Raw genomic sequence first — 743 nt, 5'->3', positions numbered from 1 at the left:
GCCAGCATCGGCCTGGGCTTCATCAACGAGTACCGGGCCGAGCAGGCCGCGGCTGCGCTGCATTCCCGCATACGCCACACCGCGATCGTTCGGCGCGACGGGAATTTTGTCGATGTCGACGTCCGGGATCTCGTCCCCGGGGACGTCATCCGGCTCTCCCTTGGGCAGGCGGTGCCCGCGGACGTGCGATTGATCCAGACGGCAGCGTTGGAATGCGACGAGGGCATCCTGTCCGGGGAATCCACCGGCTCGGAGAAGTCACCGACGCCGGTGGGAACCGACGTCGCGCTGACCGACATGACCGATGTGGCGTTCATGGGCACGATCGTGAGCGCGGGCGAAGGCTTGGCCGTCGTGTATGCCACCGGGAATCGCGCCGAGTTCGGCCGGATCGCGGCGGGTCTGAGTGAGCGCCAACCCGAGACCGACTTTCAGGTCGGCCTGCGCCGGTTTTCGTATCTGCTGCTCCGGGTCGCGGTTGCGCTGACCGCGCTGATTCTGGTCACCAACTTGATGTTGCACCGGCCGCTGATCAATTCGGCACTGTTTGCGCTGGCGATCGCGGTCAGCATCACGCCGCAGCTGTTGCCGGCCGTCGTGAGCACCAGTCTGGCCACCGGCTCACGCCAGCTGGCCAAGGCGAAGGTGCTCGTCAAGCGGTTGGTCTGCATCGAGGACCTCGGCGACATCGACATCCTGATCACCGACAAGACCGGAACCTTGACGGAGGGACGGATCCGGCT

At 65.8% G+C, this 743-nt stretch carries 1 protein-coding gene; it reads left to right on the top strand.

Annotated elements, in window-relative coordinates:
- On the top strand, positions 1-743 hold a 743-nt coding region (locus tag A9X04_RS22475; protein WP_156764492.1), incomplete at both ends, for an HAD-IC family P-type ATPase.

Origin of the sequence: Mycobacterium sp. E3247 (assembly GCF_001667785.1) — a bacterium.
Lineage (GTDB): Bacteria > Actinomycetota > Actinomycetes > Mycobacteriales > Mycobacteriaceae > Mycobacterium.
Note: the sequence above shows the minus strand (reverse complement) of the source record. Positions and strands in the feature narration are given on the sequence as shown.